Source organism: Pseudoalteromonas sp. MQS005 (assembly GCF_001661605.1).
GTDB classification, from domain to species: Bacteria; Pseudomonadota; Gammaproteobacteria; order Enterobacterales; family Alteromonadaceae; genus Pseudoalteromonas; species Pseudoalteromonas tetraodonis.
This window is the reverse complement of the sequence record NZ_LYRQ01000049.1, coordinates 16,340-32,032: the sequence shown is the minus strand read 5'-3', so window position 1 is coordinate 32,032 and position 15,693 is coordinate 16,340. Positions and strand designations below refer to the sequence as shown.

25 protein-coding genes are annotated in these 15,693 nt (G+C 37.0%); 19 read left to right on the top strand and 6 right to left on the bottom strand.

All coding sequences use genetic code 11. The annotated features are described in order from the left end of the window. Positions 1 to 35 precede the first annotated feature (35 nt). The 5 genes from A9479_RS15485 to A9479_RS15460 all read left to right on the top strand — a co-directional run bounded on the left by A9479_RS15485 (position 36) and on the right by A9479_RS15460 (position 3,259). Positions 36 to 404, top strand: a complete 369-nt coding sequence (locus A9479_RS15485) for a hypothetical protein (RefSeq protein WP_064663936.1) — start codon at positions 36 to 38, stop codon at positions 402 to 404. Positions 405 to 513: 109 nt separating this feature from the next. Beyond that, on the top strand, positions 514 to 1,839 hold the full coding sequence (locus A9479_RS19880; protein ID WP_156520106.1) for a hypothetical protein: 1,326 nt from the start codon (positions 514 to 516) through the stop codon (positions 1,837 to 1,839). 125 nt (positions 1,840 to 1,964) lie between these two features. Continuing rightward, positions 1,965 to 2,339, top strand: coding sequence for a hypothetical protein (locus A9479_RS15470; RefSeq protein ID WP_064663933.1), 375 nt, complete (start codon positions 1,965 to 1,967; stop codon positions 2,337 to 2,339). Positions 2,340 to 2,341: 2 nt separating this feature from the next. Continuing rightward, positions 2,342 to 2,572 carry a hypothetical protein gene (locus A9479_RS15465; protein ID WP_064663932.1) on the top strand — a complete coding sequence of 77 codons (231 nt, stop codon included), beginning with the start codon at positions 2,342 to 2,344 and terminating at the stop codon, positions 2,570 to 2,572. 60 nt (positions 2,573 to 2,632) lie between these two features. Then, positions 2,633 to 3,259, top strand: a complete 627-nt coding sequence (locus A9479_RS15460; protein ID WP_064663931.1) for a hypothetical protein — start codon at positions 2,633 to 2,635, stop codon at positions 3,257 to 3,259. A 48-nt stretch (positions 3,260 to 3,307) separates the two neighbouring features. On the opposite strand, the gene A9479_RS15455 is transcribed toward A9479_RS15460, so the two are convergent. The 5 genes from A9479_RS15455 to A9479_RS15435 all read right to left on the bottom strand — a co-directional run bounded on the left by A9479_RS15455 (position 3,308) and on the right by A9479_RS15435 (position 5,403). Then, positions 3,308 to 3,568 (bottom strand): helix-turn-helix domain-containing protein, encoded by a 261-nt coding sequence (locus A9479_RS15455; RefSeq protein ID WP_064663930.1) that lies wholly within the window; start codon positions 3,566 to 3,568, stop codon positions 3,308 to 3,310. Between the two features lie 114 nt (positions 3,569 to 3,682). Beyond that, positions 3,683 to 3,844, bottom strand: coding sequence for a hypothetical protein (locus tag A9479_RS20000; protein WP_197487267.1), 162 nt, complete (start codon positions 3,842 to 3,844; stop codon positions 3,683 to 3,685). 298 nt (positions 3,845 to 4,142) lie between these two features. Then, a complete protein-coding gene (locus A9479_RS15445) occupies positions 4,143 to 4,460 on the bottom strand; it encodes a hypothetical protein (RefSeq protein WP_064663928.1) in 318 nt (105 codons plus the stop codon). A 4-nt stretch (positions 4,461 to 4,464) separates the two neighbouring features. Continuing rightward, entirely contained in the window at positions 4,465 to 4,824 is a 360-nt protein-coding gene (locus A9479_RS15440; RefSeq protein ID WP_064663927.1) for a hypothetical protein, read from the bottom strand. Positions 4,825 to 4,845: 21 nt separating this feature from the next. Continuing rightward, positions 4,846 to 5,403: a hypothetical protein gene (locus A9479_RS15435; protein ID WP_064663926.1), complete on the bottom strand. Its 558-nt coding sequence runs from the start codon at positions 5,401 to 5,403 to the stop codon at positions 4,846 to 4,848. A 321-nt stretch (positions 5,404 to 5,724) separates the two neighbouring features. On the opposite strand from A9479_RS15435, the gene A9479_RS15430 reads away from it, so the two are divergent. From A9479_RS15430 to A9479_RS15420, 3 genes are all read left to right on the top strand, one after another. Then, positions 5,725 to 5,994 (top strand): hypothetical protein, encoded by a 270-nt coding sequence (locus A9479_RS15430; RefSeq protein ID WP_156520105.1) that lies wholly within the window; start codon positions 5,725 to 5,727, stop codon positions 5,992 to 5,994. 131 nt (positions 5,995 to 6,125) lie between these two features. Further along, positions 6,126 to 6,401 (top strand): hypothetical protein, encoded by a 276-nt coding sequence (locus tag A9479_RS15425; protein WP_156520104.1) that lies wholly within the window; start codon positions 6,126 to 6,128, stop codon positions 6,399 to 6,401. A gap of 24 nt (positions 6,402 to 6,425) precedes the next feature. Further along, a complete protein-coding gene (locus A9479_RS15420; RefSeq protein ID WP_064663924.1) occupies positions 6,426 to 6,950 on the top strand; it encodes a hypothetical protein in 525 nt (174 codons plus the stop codon). Between the two features lie 72 nt (positions 6,951 to 7,022). Here A9479_RS15420 and A9479_RS15415 read toward each other — a convergent pair whose 3' ends face one another. Further along, positions 7,023 to 7,697 (bottom strand): hypothetical protein, encoded by a 675-nt coding sequence (locus tag A9479_RS15415; protein WP_064663923.1) that lies wholly within the window; start codon positions 7,695 to 7,697, stop codon positions 7,023 to 7,025. 219 nt (positions 7,698 to 7,916) lie between these two features. Here A9479_RS15415 and A9479_RS20150 point away from each other — a divergent pair, with 219 nt between their 5' ends. From A9479_RS20150 to A9479_RS15360, 11 genes are all read left to right on the top strand, one after another. Then, a complete protein-coding gene (locus A9479_RS20150; protein WP_231893584.1) occupies positions 7,917 to 8,591 on the top strand; it encodes a hypothetical protein in 675 nt (224 codons plus the stop codon). Positions 8,592 to 8,595: 4 nt separating this feature from the next. Then, complete coding sequence (locus tag A9479_RS15400) at positions 8,596 to 8,928, top strand: type II toxin-antitoxin system RelE/ParE family toxin (RefSeq protein ID WP_064663921.1); 333 nt, start codon at positions 8,596 to 8,598, stop codon at positions 8,926 to 8,928. 71 nt (positions 8,929 to 8,999) lie between these two features. After that, on the top strand, positions 9,000 to 9,311 hold the full coding sequence (locus tag A9479_RS15395) for a helix-turn-helix domain-containing protein (protein WP_064663920.1): 312 nt from the start codon (positions 9,000 to 9,002) through the stop codon (positions 9,309 to 9,311). Between the two features lie 23 nt (positions 9,312 to 9,334). Further along, positions 9,335 to 9,487 (top strand): hypothetical protein, encoded by a 153-nt coding sequence (locus tag A9479_RS19995; protein ID WP_197487266.1) that lies wholly within the window; start codon positions 9,335 to 9,337, stop codon positions 9,485 to 9,487. Positions 9,488 to 9,538: 51 nt separating this feature from the next. Continuing rightward, positions 9,539 to 9,877: an SEC-C metal-binding domain-containing protein gene (locus A9479_RS20145; RefSeq protein ID WP_231893583.1), complete on the top strand. Its 339-nt coding sequence runs from the start codon at positions 9,539 to 9,541 to the stop codon at positions 9,875 to 9,877. Positions 9,878 to 9,901: 24 nt separating this feature from the next. Then, a complete protein-coding gene (locus A9479_RS15390; protein WP_064663919.1) occupies positions 9,902 to 10,318 on the top strand; it encodes a hypothetical protein in 417 nt (138 codons plus the stop codon). A 5-nt stretch (positions 10,319 to 10,323) separates the two neighbouring features. Beyond that, entirely contained in the window at positions 10,324 to 10,653 is a 330-nt protein-coding gene (locus A9479_RS15385; protein ID WP_064663918.1) for a hypothetical protein, read from the top strand. 745 nt (positions 10,654 to 11,398) lie between these two features. Then, the gene (locus A9479_RS15380; protein WP_064663917.1) at positions 11,399 to 12,403 is read left to right on the top strand and encodes a nucleotidyltransferase; all 1,005 of its coding nucleotides are present in this window, start codon (positions 11,399 to 11,401) and stop codon (positions 12,401 to 12,403) included. After that, complete coding sequence (locus tag A9479_RS15375; RefSeq protein ID WP_064663916.1) at positions 12,400 to 14,103, top strand: ThiF family adenylyltransferase; 1,704 nt, start codon at positions 12,400 to 12,402, stop codon at positions 14,101 to 14,103. The genes A9479_RS15380 and A9479_RS15375 overlap by 4 nt, the downstream gene beginning before the upstream one ends. Further along, a complete protein-coding gene (locus tag A9479_RS15370; protein WP_024589343.1) occupies positions 14,096 to 14,590 on the top strand; it encodes a Mov34/MPN/PAD-1 family protein in 495 nt (164 codons plus the stop codon). The genes A9479_RS15375 and A9479_RS15370 overlap by 8 nt, the downstream gene beginning before the upstream one ends. Next, the gene (locus A9479_RS15360; protein ID WP_156520103.1) at positions 14,583 to 15,644 is read left to right on the top strand and encodes an SAVED domain-containing protein; all 1,062 of its coding nucleotides are present in this window, start codon (positions 14,583 to 14,585) and stop codon (positions 15,642 to 15,644) included. The genes A9479_RS15370 and A9479_RS15360 overlap by 8 nt, the downstream gene beginning before the upstream one ends. Positions 15,645 to 15,693 lie beyond the last annotated feature (49 nt).

Here is a 15,693-nt window from a genome sequence, read left to right as displayed (position 1 = left end):
TATAATAAAAAATTGTATAACCAAAGCTTAAAGATATGAACAGTAGCAAATATGGGTCACTAGCGGCCGTCAAAGAGTATGCGAAAACTCACAACTTGTGTTCAATTAAGTTATGGCTTGAGGCTAGTGAGAAAAAAGACTTCCCAAAAAACCTACCTAAAAGACCGCCTAATGTTTATGGCTGTAAATGGTCTGAAATTCTAAATAAAAAGAACATAGAAAATAGTAAATACTTAAGCTTTGAAGAGGCATGTAGCCTCGTTAGAACGCTTGAGCTTAAAACCATGTCTGATTTCCGAGAGTTAGGAAGGGAAGGGGGACGCCCATCCAAAATACCGTCAAACCCAGAACGCTTCTACAAAGATAAATGGCAGGGGTGGCCATACTTTCTGACCGGCAAATAAACGAACAGTTAAAAATTGGGCGATTTTTTTCTAAATTGAAAGAAAAATTTAAGCTTCTCTAGCGCTTCCATCTGTTTAAATACTCCAATACGATTATTGGAGCGCATACATGAAGTTACTATACATTGGTTTAACACTGTTACTTTTATCGCTAACAGCTAAAGCCGCAAACACAAACATTGCATCCCCTGAAATTAAAACCCTTTCAGCTGCATCACCTATTAAATACAATAACAATACCCCTTTTTCAGTTATTAACATTCCACCACTTTACACCACGCTAGGTGATAGAGCGTACGGTGAGCAAACCATCAACTTCAAACTTCACAGTAACGCGCCAAGCGCAGTCGTTGTTTATGGTAAGACTGTTGGTGTCGGTGAGACTGTTCAGTTTACAAAATCAGTAAACAGTAATCGTGGGTTGGATATACCAATACATCCCGGTGTAGTGGGGGCTGCTGGTTCTGGTGATTACACAATTACATTAGATGTTAAAGGTATCCAATGCCCCGCAGGTTACACGTTAGTCGATGACAGCAACCTTTGCTATAAAACATCCGTTCAAACGGCTGGAAATAGCTGTCCTGCAGGTTATTCTTACAATTCAAGCACAGGGGACTGCAAAAAAACTATTAGCATTGCGGGTACTGTTACTTGTCCGGCAGGAACAAGCTACAGCGGCGGTGCGTGCCGAAGCTCCTCAACAGGCCCAGCAACATCGTCTTGCCCAAGCGGATATAGTAGAAGTGGTAATTCGTGTACTAAAAACAGTCAAATAAACGCCTCAACCTACTGCCCTTCGGGGTATTCGAAAAACTCCACTAACTGCTCTAAAACAGTAAGCGCAACGCCATCATATTCATGCCCTTCAGGTGGCTCGCTTAGTGGGAGTAGCTGTGTAACCAAAGAAGAGAAATTCATGGTTCTTGCCTGCCCTGCAGGGCAAATTATGGCTACAGTTCAAGTGTGTACTAACTCTAGTGGAGTCCCAACTGGAGATTTCCCATCGTTTTCTTGCCCTGCAGGCTACCAAGATAAAGGTAAACCCTATTATTGTGAAAGAACAGTATCAACAAGCCCTGCCGCAGTATCATGCCCTGCGGGATACACTGCAAGCGGCAGTAGCTGCCTTAAGACTCAAATAGCAAGCTTTAATTACTCTTGTCCTGCTGGTTATTCACAGGCTGGCACTAAGTGTAATAAACAAGTATCAGCCTCGCTTGTTTACTCATGTCCAAATGGTGGCACTTTGAGCGGCACTAGCTGTACAACCACAACCTCAACCTCATTTAGTTATACTTGCTCCAGCGGATATTATTTATCTGGGAATAGCTGTAAGAAAACTGTATCCGCGCAAAGCACTTTAGTATGTCCTTCGGGCTGGTCGCTTAGTGGCAACAAGTGCTCAATAACAGATCGTATTTACTATAACTAAAAGTAAGCAGGCCTTAAGGGGTGTTATGTGACACTCCTTAGACCCTTATTCTCAGTTATCTTGAAGTTTAATAACCATGCATCCTATTTAAGTTAAGTGCGTAGAAATAAATAAGCGGTAATGATATGTCATTGATTGAAGTACACAAACAAACTCAACGGGCATTACGAGCATTCGTAATGCATCATAATGAACTAAGCAAAACAAACACTGGTGATTACAGAGAGCGCATGAGTGGCGTGGATTACGCCATTTATTCAGAATTAAAGAAAGCAGTTGAGAGTACTGAGGAGATAGAAGTTGCACTAAGGAAAAATGAAATTAATAAGAGCTTTACTACTATCCCTACAAGTGAATATTTTAAAAACAAAAATGCTCGCGATAGTTTTCTAGAAAAAAATCCAGAAATAAATATGAGTCACTTTTCATTACCGCGAGATTTATTTATTAATCCACTCACCGGTGATATTTTTAAAAAGCATGGACAGGTAAGGGTTTAGCTATGTACAAAGATTTAATTGAGCACCTAAATAAAGCAATAAAAAGCACTAACTCAGCGAAATCAATTTTACTAGCCAAATATAATGTAAAATGGATTTCTGACAACAAATTAATTGATCTAAATATAATTTCAAAAATGGACCTAAATACGCTAACAGAAATTGATGAAGCCCTCTTAATGCAAAATACAGCCCTGAGTGAGTTAGCGAGCGTTGAGGCGTTGGCAGGGTGATGCCGAATCCAAAAGTGAGCTGGTGGTATGTATTGAAATCAGCTCTCTATGTGGCTTTGTATGGAGTTAAATAACAACAGCATACAACTCATATGTTTTTTAGTGTTGAACATTGCACTCCGACAAATAATAAAAACACAGGCTCACAATCACGTTATACGGTTACTTTTCTCTATTGGGGTACCATTACACGAGATAGCGCATTACATAATCGCGAAGCTGACTTTGCGTAAAATAATAAAAGCTAAATTCATACCCGATTTTTCACAATCACCACCAGCGTATATAGCTTATAAAAACTCTTCTTGTATTACTGGTTATTTTATTGATGCACTAATTGGGTTAGCTCCATTATACCTCGGAGTTTGCGCTTTAGTTATTATTCCCCAGCCCGATATTTTAGCTATTAACACTATTATTGATGCATTATTTTTTTTGATTATATGGGTGGTTGTACTAGCAGTGGCTCAATGCATGCTCCCATCATTGACTGATTTGAAAAACTCAGTGCGAGGTTCCGTTATTGTCATAATTTCATGTTTAATTTTAAATAATTGGGATGTTTTGCCAGAGGTGTGTGATGAAAAGGTTGTTGAACTACTCTTAGTTCCGTTGCATGTGTTAACTTTTTATCAAGCTCTTCTAATTATTATTATTTTGCTGTGCAAAAACCGCCGCTTAAATTAAACAAAAAGCGCCACCAAAGGGTGACGTCATTGTATTGAGCATGGTTGCTTAATTATCTGAACACTGTATTGATACGCCATTGTACCCGAGCGCGCAAACTATTTGCATGAGTGCGTAAGTGGAAACCTTACCATCTCCTTCTTCGTACTTTTTCAGAGCCGTAACTCCGATACCAATACTCTGAGTCAATTTCAAAGCTGTTAGCTTTTTACGTAATCGCTCAGCTTTAATTGCTTGGCCAATTTCTTTATTCGACACACTGCTGTCAATAATTGCATCTGCTGTAATATTTATATTAAAAGTTGTCATCGATTTTCTCCTTTTAAAAGTTGATAAAAAGATAACAAGCTATCCAAATCGCGCATTATTGAGTTAAATAATTAAAGTACAATTATAAGCAGTCTAAAAATCTAATTTTAGATATTAAATAATTTTGTGCTTTTTCAAATAAGCAGCAATTGCTTGGGGCGTTCCGAACGCACCAATTAACATTTTTTCAGCATGTCGCTTACTAACCTCATTATCTGCGTTTGAAAGCAGCTCATACCAGGTTCTAACTAAAATTAAAGGGGGCTCTTTCGTCATGTTTCACCTTTTTTGCGGGCTAAACTTATGAAAAAAATAAAACCAAAAAATTAAGGCCATCGGTAACTGTATAATTGATATTGCGCTGATTAGTTCAAAATACCCATCCTTAATGGATAAAGAAGAATAATTCAAAAACTGCAGCTCAACCCATACACCCAATGCGTACACAGAAAACAAAACCCCAACTACAAGGTTAACTAGTTTACTCTCCAATATTTTAGATTTGATAACTAAATAAATTATTATAAAGGGCGAAGCTAGCAACCCGAAGATTTTTAAATATTCCATTGGATAATTACTCGAAAACTGGTTGCGATAAGGTCAAAAGAAACGCGCCATCCTCAAGCCTAGCACTAATTATTACTTGATAATTCCAATCATCACCTGACACCACTTCAGCATCAAAGGGAATTTCTGAATCAAGCCTCTGTAACTTTTCTAATAGCTTTTCAGTGGAATAGTACTTTTTCCCGCTTGTTTGCAAGAAAGTTTTCGGTGCATCGTGCAAAACTGAAGTTAAAGGTAAAATAGAATCACCAGCAGGACAATAAATGACTACAGGCATATCCTCGACCACCAACTTTAACGAGTCCATTAATTCTGATTTAAGCATGAGTCTAATCCTCACTAAACGGTATTGGCAGGTCACAGGTTAAAACATCTGGCCTATCACTTGATATTTTCTTTGATGCCCACTGAATCGAACCGCTTTCACCGCGAACCTTCAAGTATCTATTTGAAAGTTGATCGTTATCCTCTGTATTAAACATCCCGCTAACTATCACACCAATTACAGCGCGCACGTCAGCTTGGGAGGTAAAGTTAATGTTCCATTCTGCGGTCGACAATCCAGTGCCTGAAAGCCCAATCTCAAATGTAAAGTACTTCGGTGCCTGCTTTTGATCCGGCATATCTTCACTTGTTATATCAAACTGATTACGGCCATTAGTCCATTGTCGATTAAATTGCCCACCCATAGTTTGCGCCCCTTTATTTAGTTAGTAGATAAAATCTGTTAAAAAGTCAGACTTAACAGTCTCAACAGGGTTATTTCCAACCCTAACGGTAGCTTCTAGTTTTACTTTAACTCTTGGCTCTGCTGTATTTCCAACAACTAGTTGAATCCTTCTAGTTATACTTTTGGCTGACTCTACAACTGGCCTTTCTTCTTTAAGCATTCGATGTTCACCAAGTGACTGCGAAAAAGCGCCATCATGCTTTCTTAACTCAACGTAAGCGGTTACTTGCTCAAATACAACATTCCTTTCACCAGCGTTAGAGGCCGTCATTTCAATTGTAAAACTGGCATTGTGCTCTAGAGGTAATTTTGGCTTGTCAATAATTCTAACTGCTAAGCTTATGCTGGGTTTGTTATCGTTAAGCGTAACTCTTAATGCTTTATCTGCAATTTCATTTGCTTTTCCCCCTTGGCGTATTTTACGTATACGAAACCACATTGTTACAACAATACCTAAAAGCGTCACGGCTGTTACAAAAAGCAGTAATACAATACTTTCTAAGCTGCCCTTTTCTCCAAGCGCAATCAAAAAATCCATATAAATTCCTGTCTTAATCTATGTTTTTAAGTGTTTCATCAAACGCATCATAGGTCTGTTCAAAATTAATGTCTATGCGCACGAGCACCATCTCTAGGTTTACTGCTAGAGTGCTTACTCATAGTAGGATCTAACTCTATTTACCTTTATACATATTAACAACTAATCTAAATCGCGCTACCAATTCAAAATTAAGGTAACCAACTGCTATATAACACCAGGAAGCCATAACTCAAAAATAGACTTGGAGGTTACTTTCTAAAGTGTAGAAATAACATTACATAAGGTATGCTGTATAAAAAAACAGTTAATGGTGGTTTTATGTCATTTGATGATGGATTAAAGTCAGGTAATTACTCTAAAAACACATACAGCGAAGATAGTGCGGAGTTTGATAGTTTTGAAAGAGGTTGTACTCAAGCGCTTAAAAGAGGTTTATTAAATATTGATAGATTGCGTGCAGACTTTGACTATCACAGCAGGAATCGACCTGAGTTTATTGATATATCTGAACTGAAAGGCTCCAAAGTCATAGATTCAAATAATCAAAAGCCTATTTCAAATAGCTATGCTCGCGCCAAAGGCTTATAGCTATGCTAATCGTTTACTATAAAGCGCTTTTATTATAACTTGGTCTATCGCGCAAATAATGGAGATATTGAGTGACGATTTACGGGAAAAAGAAGCCAAATGTTGATGTCCGCGCACCCAGCAGGGGTGAATTGAAGCGAATAGGGCTCTCAGCGGGGGTCATATTATGTGGGTTTGTTGTAAATAAAACAGACACCGATGAATATTTAACTTTCTCAGAATTAACCGGTCGTGAGCATAAGCGAGGTTGGGGTACTAATCCCGAGTCAGCACAAGTGTATTCAAACCCTAAAAAAGCATTGAGTGCTATAACCGGTTACGATATGTCACTTATTGAAATATGTGCTTTATTTGAGCACAAGAAACAAATCTTTGTGTGGCCGATGCCTGAAGAAGCTTTTGAATAGTGAGTTTAAAAAGGAATTTTTAGTATGACAGTAACTAAATGCAATTTAACCATTGATGATATTTTTGGTGAAGGCGCTGTTGATACCCCGAAAGAATTATCGCCAGAAGCCAGGGCTCAAAATTTTGCTTTGTTTTCTTCGTTCCCTGAGCGATTAGAAAGAACTAAAATAGAAAAATTCAATTTTAACTCCGTTCAAGAAATTCCAATATGCAACAAACACAAGCGACCAACTAAGTTAAGGTTCATCAAAACAGCTAGTAAATTTTGTGGCTCAAAGCTGGTGACCATTAGCGTTGATATAAAAAAGCTAATAGCGTTTGATGAAGGGCACTTTTTGAGTTTGCACGCTGAACGATACGATAAGGTTAAAAATGCAATTGCAAATGGTGAGATTGATATGCCAATTATTATCTTATCAAATGACGGATTGCCTCATGTTGATGGTGGCAGGCATCGTATTATTGCGTTACATAAGTTCGGCTTTTCATCAGTGGAAGCGATGGTACCTAGCGAACAGGTAGAAACAATAAAAAAGTGCTTATTATAACCAATAATAAATTTCTACTGCAGTTTAGTAGCTAGTCTATTCGGTGAACAGGTAAAGATAGACCGTTTCAGATCATTCGAACCCTAGTGTTCTTTTTAGGTTATGCTGTATGTCTGCCCTATGCTCTAAATGATTTGCCCAATCATGTAAATTCAATACCGCTTTAGAATATTCGTGCCTATTAAAAATGTCATCAAATGATAAGATCATTGTTTCTAGTACCCTAAGACTGAGTGGCGAAAGGTTGCTTTGTTTTTGATAGTTACATAAGTTTTTATCTAGAAAAGCCTCAAGGTTCTTGCGGCTTTTGCAGCAAGGGTGAACTTCTATTACGTGTGTATGCTGGTATTGCTGGTGGCAGAAAACAAACACTCTATTTTCGAATTTTAAAGTCGTTAGAAAATCACCCTCATTTATATCTCCGCCACCACTAGCCTCACTTAAAAATGGAATGCAATTACGTATCGATTGCCGCCCTTTGCAGTGACGAAAACTTCCTGAGCAAACACTGTAATCAGGCTGCACAAATAATTCATCACTTATTGATAATGCGAATTTTGCCCCGCAGCAAAATATCACTCGCTCTAAATAATCAAGATCTAAACTTGCCGCGAACACGCTTTCACGTAAAGACTTAATTGTAACGCCGCAACGTTCAGCTACGTACTTAGCACCGTAAAAGTGAGTTTCGATATAAAACCAAATCTCTCGGGATAAAGCAGGTTGAAAATAAGAGATGTTTGTCATTATAAGTCCTCACTAACCACTAACCACTAACTAGAGCCCACTTGTAAGCCTAACTCAATTTAACAAGACTTAATATGCTATGGGTGAACAAAGATGCTAAAACCTTTAGCTAACTATTCCAATATCATCCCTACCGTATTGCATGAATTGCCTTGTTATTGCACTGTGATAGTGTAATCTATATTGCATTGTTATGTATTAAGATTATGCAACTAAATTATGTTGAGGCAGATATTTACTGAAAACGACATTGATTCACTCTTTAATAAAGCCTGTGCAGGTAAATATGAGCTTAAAGATAGATACCTAGTAAGCCAGCTCGCATACGTTCCTTTGTCGCTCACTGAGCACAATTTATTGCGTTTGCACCAGTTAATTAGCGATAAGGGCGAGGTCTACAGAAAGTGGGTTTTACCAGCCGCTTTTAGTCGAAATAAAAAAGACCGAATAATTGAAGTGCCAGAAGTTTTTTGCCAAGCGCTAGAGATCTATCTCGATTGGTACGAACGGCAAGAGCTGCCGCCAGAGTACAAGCATAACCTGAATACATACAGGGGTTTTAGCAAGTACGCGCCAGCGCTTCTTAGTGACAGATTGAGCGGCTTTGCTATGAGCGAGCGAGCCGTAAAAACTGGCATTAACATTCAGCCTACGAATCTGAGGGCAAAAGTTAATACGCTGCTCAAAAAAGCTGGCCTTGATTGGGCTACAGCGAAAACTTTTGAAGATTCGCTAGTCATTCATCTTGCGAAAAATGCGGAACATGGGGAGGTAGCTGATCTATTTGGCTACTCATCGAGACAAGTGGTAGCAGACAAATACAACGGTAATTTACTGCAATTATCAGACGCCATCAATAGCGTATATTCAAGAATTAAAATGACAGGACATTAGGAAGTTGAAAAAGTTTAAGTTTATAAACAATCAATCAAAAAAAGAGTTTCTAGCGTTGCCCGATAAAATTCAAAAGCGCTTTGCAAATGATTTAAACGCTATCTGTCAAAACAAAGAGCCATTTAGCAAGTTTAAGCACTTAAAGGAAAGTGTCGGTATTGGGGCGGTTGAGCTGATAGAGAACGGCAGACCAGCATACAGAACGATTTACGTTGCAAAGTTTGCCGATACAGTGTTCATCTTACATTCGTTTACCAAGACTACTAACGGAGTGGATAAACAGGCTATGGATACTGCGAAGACGCGGTATAAGCTAATGCAAAACGAAATAAAATAATTATATCAGCACTTGTATATATATCAGTGTTGATATATAGTGCTTATAAGTTAATCAACAAGGCTATTAAGATGACTCTTGAATACTCAAATATCTTTGATGCAATCACAGAAGATAAGGCAGAAGCCTCTGAACTACAGACGCGCTCAGATCTGATGATTGTTGTTCGTGACATTATCAATGCTAAGAATTGGTCACAGGCCGATGCAGCGATTCAATTAGGGCTAACCCAACCTCGCGTAAGTGATCTGGTTAATGGCCGAATTGATAAATTCAGCATTGATAAGCTAATGACTTGTTTGTATCGAATTGGTTTTCGCTTTAAACCGTCCTTTGTAGATGACCAGTTAACAATGGCTGTTGAAGCCGTTAAAGCACACTAGTTGAAGAATTTTAAGGATAAATAATGGACGACAAAGAGCCTGTTTGGGCTGCATCTTGTATGGAATGCGGTTTTGATAAGAGCTATACCGAAGAAGAAAATATACCTGAGTCTTGCCCTAAGTGTGGTGAGCATAAAAATTTTGACATAGTGCATTTACCATCACTCTATGAGTAAAGCGGTAACTTGCTTGGCTAACAAGGCAAATAGGAATAAAGAGATATAAATATGACGGTAAAGCGTAACGAACCATGCCCATGTGGAAGTGGTAAAAAATACAAAAAGTGTTGCTATTTGAATAACAATATTAATAAGAAGAGCAGCGAAACTAAAGCTCTACCACCTTTTGTCACATGTAATGAGTGTGGAGGTAAGGCTCCAAAAAATACATTTGAAATCATGGATACCAATGGAATGGTAGGTATTGATTTGGCTATTGGTGCTGTCTGTGAAGATTGTAACGCGCCAACGTTTGCTGTTTCTGGTGAACCTAATGCAGTACAAGATTTAATGTTAGTTTTAAAGGAAGAAATGGGTGGGTCAGTTGGTATTGACGCTTTTAAATAAAAACGAACATAGTGGAAAAAAGTTATGATAGATATTTTAAGGGCGTTTAAAAAGAGATACCGATATGAACCTGCTACACACATAGTTTTTGCGGTACTCTTTGCTTCACTTTACTGTCTTTCTTATTTTAAGGTTGAAGGTTTTGTAATTCCATTATTTTTAGTGAAATTAATAGTCTTGCTCGTGTTAGTAAGTCTAACTGCTTCAGTATATTGTTACTTTGTTAAAAGACCAAGAAAATTAACATTAATAGATATTTTTGACGATAATGGTAAACCCTACGCTTTTGATCCCAATAGTGTTGAGTTTGTTAAAGATTTAACTACTGATTCAGGTAAACCGACAACATCTGTAACAATGAAATCAGGTAAGATGGTTGTTTTGAATGTTAGCACAGCTAAATTCATCAATAAGTTCAAAGCAATACAGAAGGGATTTTAGAAGACATGTTATTTATTATTGGTCTAGGAATATTGTTAGTTTTATCCTTGGTGCTTTTGATAGTTGAAAAAACAGCCCCAGTTGTAAGTATGGAGATAAACTTTGTTCACATCATATTGTTTGTAGTAGCTGGTATGTTTGCTTGGGGTAGCCAAGAGTATATTGCAACAGAATGGTTTGATTTGTATTTTAAGGAGGGATTTTGGGTTCGTCTTTTTCAGGTTTTACACGTTGCTTTAGCCGTTGCAATTACCTACCGCGGATTTGTAATTGGTGTAGGTATATCTTTGTTGATTGGCGCTTATATTTTCATTAAGTGGCTGATAACAGGTTGAATAACTGATAAATCTAATCAATGAAAATAGGTTGAAATACAGTAATAACGAGGAATTAGAAAATTATGGCAAGTAACATTAAGTTTTTTGAAGCTAAAGCAACGTTTTTTACACAGTAGGTAAGCAACAGGACAGTATTACAGTTGGTGCTAAATCATCGGTCTCTAAAAATGAAGATGACTGGAAAATATATTTGGCATTACAAGCTGGTCAAGAGGTGTCAGAAAATTTAGATACTGTGCTTAGTGCTATTTCACTGTCTTTTCAGTCTATGAAGCTTATGAACGAAGACGATTAACCAATATTGGAATGTACTTTACCTAAAGCTTGTAAGTTTAAGCCAAAACCAAAAGTGGATTGGGAGAAAAGAGAGCGAGTTTTGGTAAAGGAAGTTCGAATTATCATGAATTGCTTGAATGATCCTATTTCGCGTTTACAACTAGATAAAAATTTGGGGGCTACGGTTGGCTCCTTTGTTATCAGCATAAACTTCCAGAAACAATGACTGAATATTATAGTTTTAAGTAATCCATAAGCCTAGCTAAAAGTGAAAACAGAAATTATTAAGAGGTTACTTCGCAATAACTAACTCTAGCGATGCGAATGAGATAGCGGTAATCGTATAAATAAAGACTTTAAACAGCTAAGTAAAATTACTATCGACAACTCCCTCAAAATAAGTCAGCATAATTAAAAAATTCATCAATAGATTTGTTAATGCAATTAAACCAGTAAGGGAGTACTCATGGCAATACTACAAACACAATTTGAGAAGTTCAATGAGACAATAAAGATGGGAACGTATGATGAAAATTCAACTCTCAGAGAGAAGCGGGACCTTCTGATAAGTGAGCTCAGAAATTCACTAAAAGACGAGAAAATTCCTAATACAGATAAGGCATTGACTTTTAGCAAAATTGACCTTGGCTCATATGCAATGAACACAGGTGTTAAGCCTATCAGTGGTCACTACGACATAGACGTTGGGATTATTTTTGACATAACAAACGGTGAGTATGATTCAAACAAACTCAAGAAATTGGTATTTGATAAGCTTAATAAACACCATAATCGAACCGTTGAGTTCAACAAACCATGTATTACAGTTAATTATGCTAGTGGTTACCATGTTGATTTGGCCATCTACTCTAAAAACAACGAAAATTATCATATTGCATGGGGGAAAGAGTACTCAGTAGAAAACCGAAAATGGTGGATTGCAGATCCCAAAGGATTAAAACAATGGATTAGTGATATTGCTACCGAAGCTGAGCATAAAAAACAGTTTCGCAGGATTGCACGTTTCTTGAAAAAATGGAAAGCCAATGCTTTTAGTGACAACGGTAATAATGCACCACCTTCCATTGGTTTGACCATTCAGGCCCGAAAAGCTTTTAGATACCAAACAGATAGTGATCTAGATGCTCTTATTATTGTAGTTAAAGACATTAAAGGTAGCTTTAACCAAGCCTGGGATCAAGAAAGTGGCACTTTGAAATGGTGTATTGATATAAGCCTGCCAGTAGAGCCATACAAAAATGTCTATTACAAAATGACATTAGGCCAGCAAGACGCATTTTATACAAAAGTTGTGAATTTACTTGAAGCCTTGGAAGCAGCTAAAGATGAAGAGTCTGAAGTTGAAAGTAGTAAAATTCTTAGAAAAGTTTTTAGTACTGATTTTCCTTTAGTAGAAGATAGCAAACAGTCTAATACGCCACCCTATGTAACAACTGGAAATAATGCATGACTCACTCTGAGTTACAGGGCCTGATTTCAGTACTTCAGTTGCCATGTATTAAGCTGTCTCGCGAAGAAGAAGAAAGGAAGTTTAATTTTCACTTAATTGGTAAGAAATTATTATGGGATATTTCTATATATTTTCCAGAACGATTTCCATACAGTTTACCTAAAGCGGTATTACGTAACACTGATTTGATTGGGGTGCTACCACATGTTAACCAATCCGGTGTTATTTGCTTAGAAGAAAGTGACAGCTTATTTACAGACTACTCTAGACCAAATGAAGTGCTAGCTCTTTATATTGAAGATATTGTAAAGCTTCTAGATCGTATCAGCTTAAAAATATATCAAGATGAATTGTTAGATGAGCTGGAAGGTTATTTTGCTCCAGTAAAAAAAGTATATAGTTTTTATCATCCAAGTAAATCCACAGAAACTTTATATATGAGGGTGAGTCAACCTGAAAAAATAAAAGGCCGAAAGTATTCTAGCCCTATTATGATTTCACATAAAAATGAATCATTACCTCTTCGATTTAGTAATATAGAATCATTAGATAAGTGCCGTAGAGAAAAAATAATGCATCTGCCATTGGATGGTGCAAAGCTCCCACCCGCTTCAGGGAAAGATTTTAATGTTAAGTATTTTATTTCTCTTCTCGAATTGGTAAGTAAAAAAAATTGGCAAAGAGCGCTCAGGTTAGCAAAGAAATACCGCCCATATAATACTTTTTATATCTTTTTAACTATGCCCAGAACAAGTGGTGAAAGAACTCAGTTTTTACTGAAGTTTACTTCCAGTCATCACTGTGAACATCCGCTGCTAAGTACATCAATAGATTGGGAACTAGAGCTATACTCGATATTAAGAAATTCAAAAGAGTATCTAATAGAACGAGGTGGTGGAGATCAATCCTTTAGCGAAAAGAAAGTGGCAATTATTGGTTGTGGTTCTGTTGGGAGCCAAATATCCAATATGTTAGGAAAAGCTGGTGTAGGTGAATTAACGTTAATTGACTTCGATAGTTTAAGCCCCGATAACATTTATAGACATCATTTAGGTGGTGGAGAGCTTAACTATAAACCAGATGAAAAGTCAGGTATCGTTAGTAGTTTTAGTAAGGTTTCTGCACTAAAACTTCGTATTGAACAGTCTTTGCCTTATATCAAAGTGAATTCAATACCTAAAAAATTCAATGAGGTAGTAAGTTTTAATAATGTAAAGAATTGTGATGTAGTTATTGTTGCTGTGGGCTCTCCATCAGTAAATTTGGAACTAAATAATTTATTGAAACGCCATAACTATAAATATGCTGTCTTTTGCTGGAGTGAAGCCGCAGGTATTGGTGGACATGCTATTGCAGTCGATCTTCATTGTAGTTGTTATGAATGTTTATATACAAAGGATAAGCAGCTAAATGCTCAAAGTGATTTATCGCTTCTAAAAGTTGGTCAGCCTATATCGAAAAACCTGACTGGTTGTGCGGGAGTTTTTACTCCATTCTCATTTATAGACTCAAATAGAACCGCAGAATTGGCTGCTACACTAGCTTTATATATTTTGAAAAATAATAGGGCTAGCATTGCAGAAAGTTGGAAAGGTGACAATTCAGCCGATTTAACTGTTACGGATAAATATAAAAAGATGCCTTTAAAAGAACGTATATCTCTAACAAGAAATAGCGAATGTAGGGTTTGTAATGTGTAAAGAATGGCAAATCGATGTTAAAGGATATGGATTAGTTCGTATATCTACCAATTTGCTAAAACGTATATACAAATTCAAGCAATTAGAGAGTACAAGTCCTGAATCAGGAGGCGTTTTAATTGGTAAGCATCTAAATTCGGAAGGAGCTTTATTGATAGACGATCTGACTGAGCCTCAAGAATCAGATAGACAAGGACGTTGTCAGTTTTATCGCTCTGAGGGACATAACTCTATCGTAAATAAGATATGGCTAGAAAGTAACAAGCACTCTACTTATGTTGGTCTTTGGCATACCCATCCTGAACCAATACCAGACTATTCATGCGTCGATAAATATGATTGGGAAAGCGCGTTAAGGTACTCAAAATTTGAAGGGAATCGTTTGTTTTTTGTTATTCTAGGTCAAACTCATATTAGAATTTGGATGGGCGAAAATTCAAGTTCCAAACCACAAATATTGTTAATTGGAGAGTACCAAGTTGGGTGAACGTCATATATTTAGCCATATAAAGTGGTTTTTTGAAAGACTATTGGATTTCAAACGTAAGTCATACCCTTTATCAGCAACTGGTGCAAAGTTAGTTGGGGCTTCTATTTTCATCAGTCCACTCTCAACATTCTGTGTAAGAATAATACTTCCTCCTGAAGTTGCTTTTTTAGGGGCTGAGTGGACAAGAAATGAGATGACATGGATGACTTTCATTCTATCATTTGCTCCTATGTTAATAGGTAGTTATATGATTTTTTGGGAATTAAAAGCTTTTGCTCGAAATACTGCTAGGGTTTTAATTTCAGGCCTCCCAGGGGTAAGTATAGATTTTCCCGAGAATATTTTAAGTAAGTCAGAGCATCGCAAAGCGAGGGAAGTAGTAGTTCTGAGTGTAAACAATGATACTGAAAAACAAGTTGAACGTTATAACGCTGAAGTTTGTGTGGATTTATTCAAGAGGTTTGTACTTCACGATAAATGTGAAAAACTCTACATCGGTGGCTTAGCTCGTATCCCATTTTTAGTTGCTTATGGAGCTTTGTTGAGAAATGCTAGCAACATATTTTATTTTGACAAAATTCATAGCACAGACTCTTGGAGACTATTGAACGATGAAGACTTGGATATAAAACTTTGTGATACCAAGCTATTAGCTGAGCCAAACGAGACTGGTGATATAGGAATTGCATTAGGGTTATCTACGGAGATCCATAAAGCTCAACTACCTATTTCGCTACAAAACAGTACTAATTTTATATCGACAGAAATAAAATTAGTACGCAATTTAATTTTAAACCAAGAAAATCTCAAAAGAATATCTGGCTCCTTACTCAAATCGATAGATTTCCTTTCAGCTAAGCATAATGTAAAGAAAATCCACTTTTTCTTATCGGTGCAATCAACTCTCGCTATCGAATTGGGCCGGAGATATCAAGAAGGAACTCATAAGCCTTGGGTTATTCATAATTTTGATGGTAAAACTGGGAAATATGCTTGGTCATTAGAGCTGAGCTCTGATGGAGTTATTTTTCATGAACATAAAGCTTATTAATTGCTTAAAGTGTTTTAGAGTTCATTAATTTAAGGCATGGTGTATAGGG